This window comes from Fictibacillus halophilus (assembly GCF_042680145.1).
GTDB classification, from domain to species: domain Bacteria; phylum Bacillota; class Bacilli; order Bacillales; family Fictibacillaceae; genus Fictibacillus; species Fictibacillus halophilus_A.
Map to the genome: position 1 here is coordinate 19147 of NZ_JBHTNQ010000001.1, position 15120 is coordinate 34266.

Consider the following 15120-nt stretch of genomic DNA (forward strand, 5'->3'; position numbering starts at 1 on the left):
GGTTAGAGGAGTGGAATAGATGAGCGAGATTGATGTTTCAAAATTTGAGAAAAAGATAGAACTGAGAAATATACAATTTGAAGATATTGATGAAATTTTAAAACTGCAAAAGGTATGCTTTCCTGGAAACATGGAACCATGGCAGCGGGATCAGCTGGAGAGCCACCTTCGGATTTTCCCTGAGGGTCAATTTTGCGTAACGTATGAAGGGAAAATTGTCGGAAGCTGTTCGAGTCTCATGGTGAATTTCGATGAATATGATGATAAGCATACGTGGGATGGAATCACAGACAAAGGCTATATTACAAATCATGACCCTGAAGGCTTTAATTTGTATGGGATTGAAGTTATGGTTCATCCAGAATACCGCCGTATGAAAATAGGAGCTAGGCTTTATGAGGCACGTAAAGAGCTGGCAGAGCAAAAAAATCTGAAAAGTATTATTCTTGGCGGAAGGATTCCAAACTATCATAAGTATTCAAAAGAGATGACACCGAGAGAGTATGTTCGTGAAGTTATACAACACAATATTTATGACCCTGTTTTAACCTTTCAGCTAATGAATGGTTTCACAATCATGCGGTTAAATAAAAGCTATCTGCCAGATGATAAGCAATCAAAAGCATATGCGACTTTAATGGAATGGAACAATGTCGATTACATTCCAAATAAAACGAAAAAGTACTTTAAAACAAGTGAACCAGTAAGGATCACAACGATTCAATACATGATGAAATCGATCGATTCCTTTGAAGATTTTGCAACTCAAGTGGAGTATTATACTGACGTCGCATCAGATCAAGGTTCAGATTTTGCTGTTTTCCCTGAATTGCTTACAACACAGCTCTTATCATTTTGCGAAGAAAAGAGTCCAAGCTTGGCAATCCGAAAATTAACTGAGTTCACGGAGCAGTATATCGAATTGTTTACGAACCTTGCAGTAAGATACAATGTGAACATCATCGGGGGATCGCATTTTGTCGAAGAAGATGGCGACATATACAATGTAGCGTATTTGTTCAGAAGAGACGGTACGATCGATAAGCAATATAAACTTCATATCACACCAAATGAAAGAAAATGGTGGGGGATCTCTGCTGGTGATAAACTACAAGTATTTGATACGGATTGCGGTAAAGTTGCTATTCTTATCTGTTATGATATCGAGTTTCCTGAACTATCCCGTATTGTTACTGATCAGGGTGCTAAAATTATTTTCACACCGTTTTGTACAGAAGACCGTCAAGGTTACTTGCGAGTACGTTATTGTTCTCAAGCACGTGCCATTGAAAATGAAATCTATACGGCGATTGCTGGAACAGTAGGTAACCTGTCACAAGTAGAAAACATGGACATTCAATATGCGCAGTCAGGAATCTTCACACCTTCTGATTTCTCTTTCCCAAGAGACGGTATTGTCGGAGAATGTCATCCGAATATCGAAACGGTAGTGGTTGGTGATGTCGATCTTGAAATTCTGAGAAGACAGCGTAAAACAGGCAGTGTTACGCTGCTTAGAGATAGACGTCTTGATTTATATAGTGTGATTCAAAAGGATAAGAGTAAATAAACAAGGCTATTTTCTAAAAGATTGTTGTTATTGGAAGTGGTTGATTTCCGCTCCAGGTGCTCGCTTTCCGTGGGGTGGGCGGTGAGCCTCCCAGCGCTTTGCGCTTTTGGGAGTCTCACCTTCAAGGAAGTATAAGTGCTCCTGCGTCTGCAAGGAAATCTCGACGAAGCTTGTTCCTCGTCGCATGCCTTGCGAGAAGTATACTCAGGTGGTTGGCACGCAAAGTCTCGCACCTTACGCTACAATCAACTTGTCGATGAAGAGAATAACAAAAGAGCAAAAGATCAGATCAACCATCTATTAGAAAAGAAGTAAATGCGGAAAGCTTCAAAAGCTTGCCGCATTTTTTCTATTTCTCGGGAAATATAACGAATCGTGTCGGAGCTAAGAAGAATTTATAGAATGGATTTTATTTTTTATGATGAAAACGGTATAATAAAGGCCGTATTTAGTAGATAAAGCAGGAAATAATGGATTCAAATCGAAACTAAAGAAAACAAACATTTATTCAGCTTCAAAAGAAAAAGGAGGCAGTACAATGTCCTGGGAGAAAACATATGAAAGATGGATACAGCATGAAGCACTTGAACAATCTTTAAAAACTGCATTAGAAGGAATTAAAGATAACAGGACAGCACTAGAAGACTGTTTCTATAAGAACTTAGAGTTTGGTACAGGGGGCATGCGCGGGGAAATTGGCCCTGGTACAAATCGAATGAACACGTATACGGTTCGTAAAGCATCACTTGGGTTAGCGCATTTTATAATGGATCAAGGTGAAAAGGCACAAAAACGCGGAGTAGTAATCGCTTATGATTCAAGGCACCAATCTCCTGAATTTGCGATGGAAGCAGCAAAGACTTTAGCCTCGAACGGCGTACAGGCATATGTTTTTGAAAGTTTAAGACCTACACCTGAGCTTTCTTTTGCAGTGAGATACTTAAAAGCGTATAGCGGAATTGTAATTACCGCGAGTCATAACCCTCCAGAATATAACGGTTATAAAGTGTACGGACCAGATGGCGGACAGCTCCCGCCTAAAGAAGCGGATGAAGTAATTCAAAAAGTAAATTCAGTTGATGATGAACTATTAATAGATGTGAAGACTGAAGAAGAATTAAAAAATGCAGGTTTAATCGAAGTGATCGGTGAAGAAATTGATAAAGCTTATATGGAACAGCTGACTAAGATCAGCTTGAACCGTGAAGTTATTAAAGAAATGCATGATTTAAGCATTATTTTTACTCCGCTGCATGGAACAGCTAATATACCAGTAAGAGAAGGACTCAAGCAGCTTGGATTTACGAATGTGATTGTTGTAAAAGAGCAAGAGCAGCCTGATCCGAATTTTTCTACAGTAAAATCGCCTAATCCTGAAGAACATGCTGCATTTGAACTGGCTATTCAGTATGGAAAAGAAAATGATGCCGAAATCCTTATGGCGACTGATCCAGATGCAGACAGAGTCGGGATTGCAGTGAAAAATAATAAAGGTGAATATGAGATCTTAACGGGTAACCAAACGGGAGCCCTCATGCTGGAATACATTCTTTCTCAGCGTAAAGAAAAAGGCAGCCTTTGTTCTAAAGGTATCGTATTTAAAACAATTGTAACCTCAGAGTTAGGACGTGTTATTGCTGAATCTTATGGTTTAACATGTGAAGATACACTTACAGGATTCAAATTTATTGGTGAAAAAATTAAAGAATATGAAAAGAGCGGAGAACATTCCTTTATTTTCGGGTACGAAGAAAGCTATGGTTCATTAATTGGTGACTTTGTGCGGGATAAAGATGCTGTACAAGCATGTTTAATGGGTGCAGAAATGGCTGCATATTATAAAAAACAAGGCAAAACGCTTTATGATGCGTTAACGGATGTTTATGAAAAGTATGGTTATTATAAGGAAGGACTCGAATCTTTGACGTTAAAAGGCAAATCTGGCGCTGAGCAGATAGTAAACCTGCTTGCTGGATTTAGAGCTGATCTGCCGCTTGAGATCAACGGACAAAAGATGGATGTTACGGAGGATTATCAAGCAAGTATCCGATATACTATAGAGAGTGATACGAATGATGATATTATTCTTCCGAAATCAAATGTACTTAAATATAAGTTAGCTGACGGATCATGGTTCTGTGTAAGACCTTCAGGAACAGAACCGAAAATTAAGTTTTATTTCGGAGTACAAGCTAAATCAAACGAGAAAGCCGACGAAGCATTAGCTTCATTAAAGCAGGCTGTTATGGATTTGGTTCATGAAAGAATGCAAAAGGTGGAACAATAATAAATAGTGAATGGCTGTAAGGCAGTGCCTGCAGCCAATTTCATTACTTTTAATGAAACGTTTGACATTAAAATTATAATGATGTAATATACCCCTATAGGTATTTTACGAAGAGGAGGTGCTGATATGGAATACACACAAGAAATGAAAAATCGTCTAAGAAGAATTGAGGGGCAAATTCGTGGTGTCTTGCGTATGTTAGAAGAAGAGCAAGATTGTAAAGCCGTTATTACACAGCTTTCTGCCTCACGAACTGCTATTGATCGTACGATTGGATTAATTGTCGGCACGAACCTTGAACAATGCTTGCGTGATCAAATGGAAAACGGAGAAGAAATGAACTCCGATCTAGTAAAAGAAGCCGTTCAGCTTCTTGTAAAAAGCCGCTAATATCTGTCATAAGGATAGCCTGTTGACAGATTCTCTTTTATCATTTAATATACCCCTATGGGTATAAGTCGATAATTTTTTTATAAATTTTTTTGAGTTTTTATATACCTATGTGGGTATATGTGGTTGATTCGAAAAAAAATATGGAGGTAATAAACATGAGTATAAAAGTAGATCAAGTTTTAGACTGTAAAGGGTTATCATGCCCAATGCCAATTGTCCGCACAAAAAAAGCAATGGATCAATTGGAAGCAGGACAGGTAATCGAAGTTCAAGCAACAGACAAAGGTTCTCTGGCTGATATGCAAGGATGGGCTAGAAACACTGGAAACCAATATCTAGGTACAAAAGAAGAGGGAGATGTTCTTAAACACTATTTAAGAAAATCAAACCCTGGTGAAGTAAAAGAAGCAGCTAAGTTTGAGCATACGATTCAAAACGACGAATTAGAAAAAGCTTTGGCAGAGAACAAAGACGACATGATTTTGCTTGATGTTAGAGAACCCGCAGAATATGAGTTCAAACGTATACCTGGGGCAGTATCTATTCCTTTGGGAGAACTTGAAAGTAAATTAGACACTCTTGATAAAAATAAAGAAATCCATGTGATTTGCCGAACAGGCTCAAGAAGTGATATGGCTGCACAAATCTTATCTGAAAAAGGTTTTGAGCGTGTGAAAAACGTATTGCCTGGAATGTCTGAATGGACTGGGCCTGTAGAAGAAAATTAAAAAAATTTAACTAATAATATACCTGGGGAGGTATTAGAGAAATGGTTAAAGCATTATCAGCTAAAGAAGTAGCAAAACGTGTTGTTGAAGGCAAAATGTTTATTCTTGATGTTCGTAATGAAAGTGATTTTAAAGACTGGAAAATCGAAGGTAAAGGGATTGAGTCGATCAACCGTCCGTATTTCGATCTAATTGATGGTGTAGAGGATGTATTGGAACACCTTCCAAAAGAAGATGTGTTGGTTGTTTGTGCTAAAGAAGGATCTTCTGTAATGGTAGCAGAGATGCTTGATGAAGCAGGAATTAATGATATTTATTACCTTGAAGGCGGTATGAAAGCTTGGAGCGAATACTTGATGCCAGTGAAGATCGGCGACTTAAAGGATGGCGGCTCTATCTATCAATTCAATCGTATCGGTAAAGGATGCCTTTCTTACCTTGTTGAATCAAACGGAGAAGCATCAATCATTGATTCCGCTCGTACAATTGAAGCTTATGAAGATTTTGCAAAAGAAAATAGCCTTGAAATTAAGCACATGATTGATACTCATCTTCATGCGGACCACATTTCTGGCGGACGCCGTCTTGCGGAAAAAACAGGTGCAACGTACTGGCTGCCTCCAAAAGATGCTGAAGAAGTAACGTTCTCTTATGAAGCATTAGAAGAAGGTAAAGACATTACGATTGGAAACACGAAGATTGAGATTCAGCCGCTATATACTCCAGGTCATACGATCGGAAGTACTTCTATGATCGTTGATGGACAATACTTGCTTTCTGGAGATATTCTGTTTGTTGATTCAATCGGACGTCCAGACCTTGCTGGTAAAGCTGAGGACTGGGTAAGCGATCTGCGTGATTCTTTATACAACAAATACAACAATCTTTCAAAAGATCTAGTTGTATTGCCAGCTCACTTTGGTAAAATCAGCGAACTTGATGAAAAAGGTGCTGTTCAAGCTCCTCTTGGCGAGCTGTTTGAAAAGAACGAAGGGTTAAACATTAAAAGCGATGATGAATTCCGCAGAGCTGTAACGGAAAACTTACCGCCGCAGCCTAATGCATATCAAGAAATCCGTCAGACAAACATGGGGAAAATAGATCCAACAACTGACGAACAGCGCGAAATGGAAATTGGTCCAAACCGCTGTGCAATCACTGAGTAAATAAAACAAACACTAAAACCAAAATTATCAGGAGGTTCTTTCAATGAACGTAAAACAAACTTTAGACACTAAAGGGTTATCTTGCCCAATGCCAATCGTAAAAACAAAAAAAGCTATGGATACACTTAATAGCGGAGACATCTTAGAAGTACTGGCAACAGATAAAGGCGCAGTAAATGACTTATCAGCTTGGTCTAAGTCTTCAGGTCATGAATTATTAGACCACAAAGAAGAAGACGGCGTATTCAAATTCTTTATTAAAAAAGGCTAATAAAACATAAGGGGGTATGTTCACATGCCTCCTTATGACATGTAAATATAGGGGTTAATTATGAGGAGGAGATTTAATAATGGAACAACAAACACAAGATAAATCAACTATGGTCGTATTCAGCGGTGACCTTGATAAGGCGATGGCAAGTTTTATTATCGCAACAGGTGCAGCTGCTATGGGGAAACAAGTTACGATGTTCTTCACATTCTGGGGATTAAACATCTTAAGGAAAGAAGAGTACGTGAATGTTAAGAAAACATTCATGGATAAAATGTTTGCAAAAATGATGCCAAGAGGACCAGAAAAGCTTGGAATCTCTAAAATGAACTATGGCGGTCTAGGCGGAAAGATGATGAAGTATACGATGAAAAAGAAAAACATCGTAACACTTAAGGAATTAATCGAAATGGCTCAAGACTTAGATGTTAAGATGGTTGCTTGTACAATGTCAATGGATGTTATGGGTATTACGAAAGATGAACTTATTGATGGTTTAGACTATGCAGGTGTAGCTTCATATCTTGCTGATGCAGATGAGTCCAAAATCAACTTATTTATCTAATTAAAGACAGTCATGGGGAGGTGAAGTCATGGAAATAGGATTCATTATAACGATTTTTCTTATTGGCTTTATAGGTTCTTTTATATCCGGAATGGTAGGAATCGGCGGATCAATCATCAAGTATCCAATGCTTCTATATATTCCAGCAATGCTAGGCTTCACAGCATACACAGCTCATGAGGTTTCAGGTATAAGTGCTGTTCAAGTATTCTTTGCTACGATAGGCGGAGTATGGGCTTATCGTAAAGGCGGTTATTTGAACAAGACACTCATCATCTATATGGGTGCTGCAATTCTTTTAGGAAGTTTTATCGGCGGATATGGATCACAGGCTATGACAGAAGGTCAAATCAATATTGTGTACGCCGTATTGGCTACTATAGCTGCTGTGATGATGCTTATTCCTAAGAAGGGCATTGATGACATTCCGTTAGATCAAGTTAAATTTAATAAATGGCTTGCAGCGGCACTAGCATTTATTGTAGGTGTGGCAGCAGGTATCGTAGGTGCAGCTGGAGCATTTATCCTTGTACCAATCATGCTGGTTGTTCTTAAGATACCAACTCGAATGACGATTGCAACATCACTTGCTATTACCTTTATTTCTTCAATCGGTGCGACGATCGGTAAGATTACGACTGGGCAAGTATTATTATGGCCAGCTGTAATCATGGTAGTAGCAAGCTTAATCGCGTCTCCGCTAGGAGCTCAGTTCGGTAAAAAAATAAATACAAAAATCCTTCAATTTATCTTAGCAGCACTTATTATTGCAACGTCAATTAAGATTTGGCTAGATATTTTAGGGTAAATGTTTGCCTGTTAATAAATTAGGCAAGACATACTAAGAAAGACACAAAAAAGGGAGGATGCTTATGTTTCATTACACAGTCGAAACAACAATGTCAATGGAAGAAGCGGCTCAAAAATTAGAGGAACAATTAAAAGAAGAAAAGTTCGGTGTTCTTTGGCAGTTTAACGTAAAAGAAAAGCTGCAGGAAAAAGGACTGGACTATAACGATGATTTTCTTATTTTAGAGGTGTGCAATCCTCATGAAGCGAAGGAAGTCCTGACACAGAATAAGATGATCGGATACTTCTTGCCGTGTAAAATGGTGTTGTATACAGATGAAGGCAAGACGAAAATCGGAATGCCGAAGCCGACTGAGTTTGTAAAACTGCTCAACGACCAAGACTTAGAACAAAAAGCAAAAGACATTGAAGACCGATTGATCGCATGTATGGATAGATCAGTTTAAAAAGCTGATTTCGCAATCTTTGATGCTTTTATAAGTTGTTGATTTCCGTTCCAGGATGCTCGCTTTCCGCGGGGCGTGCGGTGAGCCTCCTTGGCGCTTTGCACCATTAGTAGTCTCACCTGTCCCGCTGATCCCGCTGGAGTCTCGCACCTTGCACTCCAATCAACTTGTCAATGAAGAAAGGTAACAAAATATTTAATAGCAACAATCTTTTAGAAAAGAGCCTGTCAGGGGCTCTCTCTTTATGTCTTATAAAATTGTATAGACTGTATTATTGTCATTGTCATCGTTGCAAATCCTACAGAAAGAATCGTAACGAGGGAATAAAATAAAATCCCTTCTCCCATCACATAAAGTCCTGCTAATATAACAGCTGCATCGATCAAAAAAATGACCATGCCGACATTGATCGAAAGCCAGCGTGATACAAAAAGTGCCAGCAGATCAGTTCCGCCTGTACTTGTTTCGTGTCTCAGCATCCAGCCGATACCTGTTCCAATAAACAAACCGCCAATTACAGAGCTTTCAATGATTGAAACAGTAAACATACCTCTTAATGGGGTCAAAAGATCAATAATTAAGGAAGAAACTAAGAGACCATGAATGCTGTTAATAAAATAGCGGCGTTCGAGCTTCCATGCTAAAAGATAAATAGGAATGCTTAATAATATCAAAGTTAAACCAACTTTATAGCCCCATACATATTTTACGAGTAGACTGATCCCGATCATCCCGCCATCCAGTAAATGAAAAGGGACAATAAATCCATTAATTCCTATACCGAGCAGCACGCTGCCCAAAAAGATTGCTACAGTACGTTTCATCATGGCAATCATCCCTGTCTATTGTGATTAGTAAATAATATGCAGGATTGTCCAAGAATAGTCATTTCAGCTGGCTATATCTTTACTAAACCAATAAGAAATTGGCTTTGTTACATGGCATGAGAGGGGGGCGAAATCTGTCGACGAGTGTAGACTCGTGGATATAAGCGTAAAACTCGTGGATAAACGGTAGGAATTTGTGGATTAAGACCGAAATTTCGTGGATTAAGCACCACTTTTCACGGATTCAACTTACCTTACGACTAATAATACCTATGTGGTATACAGGTAGAGCAGTTTCTGTGACCAGAACGGCACCATATTGGATACAAATAAAGAGAGGAGCTTACTTTTAAGAAAGCATTCTTCTCTTTTTTTATAAATACAGGCTCAAAAAATACTTAAAAGCGGATTTTTAATGCGGAAAATATCCCATGAAGAAAAAAGGATACTTTCATCTTTGAAAACATCCTCAAAATAAAAAGCTGACATCAAAAAGGTACTTTTTTACCTTTGAGTCAGCCCCATGTAATAATCTTATTTTTTTGTGAATCCTAATTGAATCGTTTGCGGTTTTTGCGGTGGAGCACAGCAGAGCGACAAGTCGCGTGCATCTCCAGCAGATTCAAACTCAGAGTCTTCTTTTGTGTAGAAGATCTCCCATGCGTTGCCGTCCGGGTCATAGACCCATACTTTATCTTGAACAGCATAGCAGCAAGTCGTGTTCATCTCGTCAATTAATAGCAGACCTGCACTACGAAGACGTTCGCCCATAGCGAGTACGTCTTCTGTGTTATTTACTTGAAAACCTAAGTGGTTCAGCACGCCTTCTTTTTCAAAGGGGCGTACATTCAGGGAAAAGTGAAGTCCTGGTTCATCAAGCTCGAATTTTGCATAGTTTTCTTTTACTTTTGCTGGTTCTTGCCCGAAAAAGTTTTTATAAAACTCAAGTGATTTCTCTAAATTTGAACAGTTAACAGCAACATGCATACGCTGAATCATGATTTGCACTCTCCTTTTTTATGATAATAGCAGCAGCCATAGATATAGGCCGGTTAAAGTAATAAACAATGTTGGGACCGTTAGTAGGATACCAATTTTAAAGTAATAGCCCCACGTGATTTTTACACCCTTTTTAGATAAAACGTGCAGCCATAAAAGGGTTGCTAATGACCCAATAGGCGTAATCTTTGGTCCGAGGTCTGAACCGATAACGTTTGCGTAAATTAATGCTTCACGGATGACACCAGAAGTTTCTGTGCCTTGAATAGCTAAAGCGTCAATCATTACAGTCGGCATGTTATTCATTACCGATGAAAGAACCGCTGCAATAAAGCCCATACCGATCGTAGCGGCAAACAATCCTTGGTCTGCGACAACTTGAATTACGTTTCCGAGCATATCAGTAAGTCCTGCATTACGAAGACCGTAAACAACTACATACATACCGATTGAAAATACGACAACCGTCCAAGGTGCGTCTTTAACTACTTTTTTCGTTTCGATAGCTGGACTTTTACGAGCAGCTAAGATAAAGATGAGTGCTGCAGCTCCTGCAATAAATGATACAGGAATTCCGATAAATTCACTTGTTAAATATCCTGCTAAAAGAACAGCAAGGATAATCCATGATAGCTTGAAAAGCTTCTGATCACGAATAGCTTCTTTCGGTTTTTTTAATTGAGAAAGATCATACGTTTCAGGGATATCTTTACCGAAGAAGATAAGCAGAACAAGCATGCTCGCTATTAAAGAAAAGAAGTTCGGTATAATCATCCGGGTTGCGTACTCGACGAATCCGATGTTGAAAAAATCAGCCGAAACAATGTTTACTAAGTTTGAAACGACTAGCGGCAAGGAAGTCGTATCTGCAATAAATCCGCTTGCCATAATAAAAGGAAGAACCATTGATTCTTTGAAATTAAGTGCCCGGACTTGAGCGAGTACGATTGGTGTCAGGATTAATGCTGCACCATCGTTAGCAAAGAATGCGGAAACAGCAGCTCCAAGAAGGATGACATATGTAAACATCTTCTTGCCGTTGCCGCCAGCAAGTCTTGCCATATGAAGGGCAGACCATTCAAAAAAGCCGATTTCGTCCAAAATGATCGATATGAGAATGATCGCAACAAAAGCTAAAGTTGCGTTCCAGACGATACCGGTTACGGTCCAAACGTCTGCAGGACTTACGACTTTTAGAAGGAGTGCAATAGCAGCACCGATTGTAGCAGACCATCCGATTGAAAGACCTCTAGGCTGCCAGATAACAAAAATAATCGTAACTAAAAATACAGCGAAGGCCGTAATCGCCATGCTGTCCATATCAATTCCCCCAATTGTGAGTTTCTAAGTTAGCAGCAAACCTTACCGCCAGAAGCTTTAAGTTGTTCAATTTTCTCTGACATGTCAGGCAGTGCATCTAAGTTTGCTTTTATAAAAGGATAGATCTCACCGTCTATGGAGTAAAAGATCCATTGACTGTTTCGTCGCTCTTTAACTAATTTGGCTTGCTTTAATTTTCTTAAATGCTGTGAAATACTAGGTTGTGTCATCTTTAATATTTCAACTAGCTCACATACACATAATTCTTCGTGACGGAGTAAAGCTAAAATATTCAAACGTGTTTTATCTGCCATTGCTTTGTAACATTCCGTTAACTGATCCAATTCCATATCGATTTCACCTCATTAGTATATAACCATATGTTTATATAGAATGTCAAAGAATATATAAATAGATATTGATATAAGGATATACTTATATTATGATGGTCACGAAAGAAAGTTCTTTAATCTTAGGAGGTTTTTAACATGGCGAAACCAATCATCTATTTCCTTTGCACAGGAAACTCTTGCCGTTCACAGATGGCTGAAGGATTCGGACACCACTATCTTAGTGATAAATATGACGTATATTCTGCTGGAATTGAAGCGCACGGTGTAAACCCGAATGCAGTTAAAGCGATGAAAGAAGTAGATATCGATATTACAAATCAGACTTCTGATGTAATTGATAAAGATATCTTAGAAAAAGCTGATTTAGTTGTAACACTTTGTGGACATGCCAATGACGTATGTCCAGCAACACCACCTCATAAAAAGCGTGAACACTGGGGATTTGATGACCCTGCAGGGAAAGAGTGGAGCGAATTCCAGCGTGTACGTGACGAAATCGCAGCACGTATCAAACGTTTTGCTGAAACAGGAGAATAATTGTAGCAGACAAAGCTCAGAAGCCGATGGTTTCTGAGCTTTTCTTGTATGAATTCTCTCATTTAGTTCATCTTAGTAATGAGGTGAATGATTTGAAACGATTAACCATTCTGCTGATTAGCATGTTGATTATAATTATGAATTATCCGAACCATTCCGAAGCGGCTGAGGGAAAAGCTGCTTTTATTCGTAAAGATGGCCTTTGGCTAAAAGATGGGGATGTGGAAAGAAGGTTGGTTGAAGGCACTAAGCTGTCACACCCTAAATTCTCTAGTGATGGCATGTATATCAGTTACATGTCTGGTGAGGGTGAAGCAAAAGAGTTATGGGTGTACAACCGTGTGACTCGTTTAAAAAGAAATGTGTTTACTGGTGAAGTTGAGATGCCAAGATGGTCACCGGCTAATCAAATGCTTGCTTGGAAAAGTGGCAGCATTCTAAATGTAATAGATGTTTCAAAGCCAGCGACATCTTTTCAAAATGTAACCCTTGGTGCAGGAAATTATAGCTGGACTCCTGATAGTAAAGGGTTTGTTGTTTCATCATCTTCTAATTTGGAGCCTGATGGATGGACCGCCGTTCAGATATTTACAGTCCCTGCAGATGCAAAAGGCGATTTGAAAAAAGTAAAGAAGATCACGACATTGCCAGAAATGAGTGAATCCTTTTTTGCAATCGGCACAACAACATTCAAGTGGGGCATGAAAAATAGCGTTTTTGCTTTTATTGCCTGCCCGACTGCATCAATGTCAGCTGACAGCAATACATTAATGATTGTGTCGAGGAAAGGATCAACCACTAAAATGATCGCAAATATGTTAAATAACCCGAATTGGTTTCATTGGTCTCCAGAAACTGAAAGATTAGCTTTTATTAAGGGAATTGGGAGACTCGTTTCTGAAAATAAACGATTAACCCTTTGGGACACGCGAAGTGGGAAAGAAGTGGATCTTGGTTTCCAAGGTTATGCTGATGGAGATTTCACATGGAGAAGTGACCGTGAAATTGTTGTAAGCAGGCAGATTGAGTGGGGATGGGAAGTTCCTGAAGAAAAACGATCAAAGCCATTCCTAGCCTTAGTTGATACAACTACAAAAAGTGCTAAAAGGCTAACTCAGCCCGAGAAGGGAGCTGCAGACGAATATCCGAAAACATTACCTGATGAAGCGATTATTTGGGTAAGAACTTTTGCAATCTCTAATCAATCAAAAGTGATGAAAAAGATCGACCTGGGAACGAAAGAGACTGTTTGGATCGATAAATTAGCAAAACCTACTGAGGAATATTACGGATGGCCAAGCGTGCTGGATGTATATCAAGGTAAGTAGTGAGAGAAGCATTTCCTTTTGTGGGGATGCTTCTTCTTTTAATATCAGGCTGGGAAATAAATGTTGATGAAACTAGATATACGAAGGACTAATAGTAAATCGTAAACAAAACCTGGTCCTTTTGGAGTATTTTATTAGCTCATGATACTGAAACGACGAAGGGAAATAAATTGTTGGGGGACAGTCCCCAACAATTTATTTTTTTCTAAAGGATTCTCTCTGCTTAATAAGTAATTTTATTAAGCAGAGAGAAAGGGGATTTAATAGAATGCAGCCTTTACGTAAAAATTTACATCAAGAAACACAGCCGTTATATAAGAATGTTAAAGTAATGAATTTGCTTGGAAGTAAATTTATCTCGTTTTTAGGCGATCAAGTTTATCTTCTCGTACTTCCGCTGATTGTACTTCAGCTTACAGGTTCGGCGGTTTCTATGGGGATCATAGCTGCTGTGGAAAGGATTCCGGTTTTTTTTCAGCCAATAGCAGGATGGATAGCAGATACATATAACCGGAAAAGAATACTTTATTTCAGTGATCTCTCCAGAGGATTTTTATTGCTGCTGCTTGCTGTGCTCTATCAAACCGATACCCTTGAATTTTGGCATATTGCAGCGGGTGCATTATTCATGGGTTGGATGACGCAGCTTCATAATGCAGCTGGGTTTGCTTTTCTGCCTCACCTCGTGCATAAAGAAAGGCTTCATGAAGCGAACGCATGGGATGAAGGATTATTTCAAACAGCAATTGTTATTGGTCCGGCACTAGGAGGACTGCTAGTTTCAATGACTGCTCCAGGCGCAGGTCTCTTCTTAAACGCAATATCATTCTTTTTAACTTTTTGGATGATCACTAAAATACATATTGAACACGAAAATAAGGTAACCCGCTATAAATTGCATACATTTTTTCACGCATTTGCTTCAGAGCTCAAAGAAGGATTTAAACATGTGTTTAATACGAAGATCATTTGGTATACAAACTTGGCGCTCATGATATCGACTTTTGGAACAACGATGTTTTTAACGTTACTTATTTTCCACCTAAAAGAAGTTCTCGTTTTTAAGCCTGCTGAGATTGGGATTATACTCTCCTTAGGCGGTTTGATGGCGATTGCTGGAGCTCTGGTAACAAATAGAATGAGCCGGATTATCAGATTTCAGACGATCCTAATGATCGCACATCTAACCGGTGGACTTTCCATTATTGGACTCGCATACTCTGAAACTTTTATTGAAGTAGCGTTAACGAATGCAATTGGTGTATTAGCTGCTTGTATGATCAACCCGTGTATTCGAACAATTCGTCAGACGTACACTCCTGATCAATTATTAGGCAGAGTTCAGGCCACAAGCCGATGGATGACATGGTTATTGCTGCCAGCCTCAGCTATGATTTCAGGTTATTTGGCTTCATCTACCAGCTCAACTTTTACTATTACAATTGGCGGGATCGTTACTGCAAGTACATTTCTGTTTTATTTATTGCCGGCAGTTCGAAAAGCTTAATTTTAAAACACGT

General features: G+C 39.0%; 16 protein-coding genes. 12 read left to right on the plus strand and 4 right to left on the minus strand.

Going from position 1 to position 15120, the window contains the following annotated elements; translation table 11 throughout:
* Positions 1–19: 19 nt before the first annotated feature.
* From ACFQ4X_RS00160 to ACFQ4X_RS00200, 9 genes are all read left to right on the plus strand, one after another.
* Complete coding sequence (locus ACFQ4X_RS00160) at positions 20–1570, plus strand: GNAT family N-acetyltransferase (RefSeq protein ID WP_379832570.1); 1551 nt, start codon at positions 20–22, stop codon at positions 1568–1570.
* Between the two features lie 538 nt (positions 1571–2108).
* On the plus strand, positions 2109–3857 hold the full coding sequence (locus ACFQ4X_RS00165; protein WP_379832571.1) for a phospho-sugar mutase: 1749 nt from the start codon (positions 2109–2111) through the stop codon (positions 3855–3857).
* Positions 3858–3983: 126 nt separating this feature from the next.
* A complete protein-coding gene (locus ACFQ4X_RS00170) occupies positions 3984–4247 on the plus strand; it encodes a metal-sensitive transcriptional regulator (RefSeq protein ID WP_130296841.1) in 264 nt (87 codons plus the stop codon).
* A 158-nt stretch (positions 4248–4405) separates the two neighbouring features.
* Positions 4406–4978: a sulfurtransferase TusA family protein gene (locus ACFQ4X_RS00175; RefSeq protein ID WP_379832572.1), complete on the plus strand. Its 573-nt coding sequence runs from the start codon at positions 4406–4408 to the stop codon at positions 4976–4978.
* A gap of 41 nt (positions 4979–5019) precedes the next feature.
* On the plus strand, positions 5020–6144 hold the full coding sequence (locus tag ACFQ4X_RS00180; protein ID WP_379832573.1) for an MBL fold metallo-hydrolase: 1125 nt from the start codon (positions 5020–5022) through the stop codon (positions 6142–6144).
* 43 nt (positions 6145–6187) lie between these two features.
* On the plus strand, positions 6188–6415 hold the full coding sequence (locus ACFQ4X_RS00185; RefSeq protein ID WP_379832574.1) for a sulfurtransferase TusA family protein: 228 nt from the start codon (positions 6188–6190) through the stop codon (positions 6413–6415).
* A gap of 79 nt (positions 6416–6494) precedes the next feature.
* Complete coding sequence (locus ACFQ4X_RS00190; RefSeq protein WP_077363618.1) at positions 6495–6980, plus strand: DsrE/DsrF/DrsH-like family protein; 486 nt, start codon at positions 6495–6497, stop codon at positions 6978–6980.
* A 28-nt stretch (positions 6981–7008) separates the two neighbouring features.
* Complete coding sequence (locus tag ACFQ4X_RS00195; protein WP_379832575.1) at positions 7009–7788, plus strand: sulfite exporter TauE/SafE family protein; 780 nt, start codon at positions 7009–7011, stop codon at positions 7786–7788.
* A 64-nt stretch (positions 7789–7852) separates the two neighbouring features.
* A complete protein-coding gene (locus ACFQ4X_RS00200) occupies positions 7853–8236 on the plus strand; it encodes a DUF302 domain-containing protein (RefSeq protein ID WP_379832576.1) in 384 nt (127 codons plus the stop codon).
* Positions 8237–8478: 242 nt separating this feature from the next.
* Here the strand turns inward: ACFQ4X_RS00200 and ACFQ4X_RS00205 are convergent, their stop codons facing one another.
* The 4 genes from ACFQ4X_RS00205 to ACFQ4X_RS00220 form a co-directional block, all read right to left on the minus strand.
* On the minus strand, positions 8479–9063 hold the full coding sequence (locus tag ACFQ4X_RS00205) for a YitT family protein (RefSeq protein WP_379832577.1): 585 nt from the start codon (positions 9061–9063) through the stop codon (positions 8479–8481).
* Positions 9064–9597: 534 nt separating this feature from the next.
* On the minus strand, positions 9598–10059 hold the full coding sequence (locus ACFQ4X_RS00210) for an ArsI/CadI family heavy metal resistance metalloenzyme (RefSeq protein WP_379836976.1): 462 nt from the start codon (positions 10057–10059) through the stop codon (positions 9598–9600).
* 21 nt (positions 10060–10080) lie between these two features.
* A complete protein-coding gene (locus ACFQ4X_RS00215) occupies positions 10081–11373 on the minus strand; it encodes an arsenic transporter (protein ID WP_379836978.1) in 1293 nt (430 codons plus the stop codon).
* A gap of 38 nt (positions 11374–11411) precedes the next feature.
* Positions 11412–11732 (minus strand): ArsR/SmtB family transcription factor, encoded by a 321-nt coding sequence (locus ACFQ4X_RS00220; RefSeq protein WP_077363606.1) that lies wholly within the window; start codon positions 11730–11732, stop codon positions 11412–11414.
* A 138-nt stretch (positions 11733–11870) separates the two neighbouring features.
* Here ACFQ4X_RS00220 and arsC point away from each other — a divergent pair, with 138 nt between their 5' ends.
* From arsC to ACFQ4X_RS00235, 3 genes are all read left to right on the plus strand, one after another.
* Positions 11871–12272, plus strand: coding sequence for an arsenate reductase (thioredoxin) (gene arsC / locus ACFQ4X_RS00225; protein WP_066286431.1), 402 nt, complete (start codon positions 11871–11873; stop codon positions 12270–12272).
* A 92-nt stretch (positions 12273–12364) separates the two neighbouring features.
* Positions 12365–13600 carry a TolB family protein gene (locus ACFQ4X_RS00230; RefSeq protein ID WP_379832578.1) on the plus strand — a complete coding sequence of 412 codons (1236 nt, stop codon included), beginning with the start codon at positions 12365–12367 and terminating at the stop codon, positions 13598–13600.
* A gap of 268 nt (positions 13601–13868) precedes the next feature.
* The gene (locus ACFQ4X_RS00235) at positions 13869–15107 is read left to right on the plus strand and encodes an MFS transporter (protein WP_379832579.1); all 1239 of its coding nucleotides are present in this window, start codon (positions 13869–13871) and stop codon (positions 15105–15107) included.
* The last annotated feature ends 13 nt before the right edge of the window (positions 15108–15120 follow it).